This is a genomic window from Gilvimarinus sp. 1_MG-2023 (assembly GCF_030548285.1).
Genome location: NZ_JAUOSC010000793.1, coordinates 1 through 289 on the forward strand (window position 1 = coordinate 1; position 289 = coordinate 289).

Genomic DNA, 289 nt, shown 5'->3' on the forward strand with positions numbered 1-289 from the left:
TGAAAAAGAAATTACTTCGCAAAGAACTGCCACTGTTGTTGCTGGTCAGCATTCTGGCGGGCTTGACACTTGCCGACCTGGAATTGAGTTATGTTGATTCCCTCCTTCTGCTGGCCGGTCTGGTCGCCACCATGTACATCCTGTTCCAGGAGTCCGATGAGAGTGGTGAACCCATTGTCGACGAAGATGAAGCCGCAGAAATTGAATCGCTGCCCACCAAAATGGCTGTTTTCTGGCTCGTCTCCGGACTGGTCTGCCTGATGGCCAGCTCCAAGGCTCTGGTCTGGGG

General features: G+C 53.3%; 1 pseudogene. It reads left to right on the forward strand.

Annotation, left to right across the window (positions count from 1 at the left end):
• Positions 1 to 289 (forward strand): annotated as a pseudogene (locus Q4563_RS19070) (calcium/sodium antiporter); the annotation flags it as partial.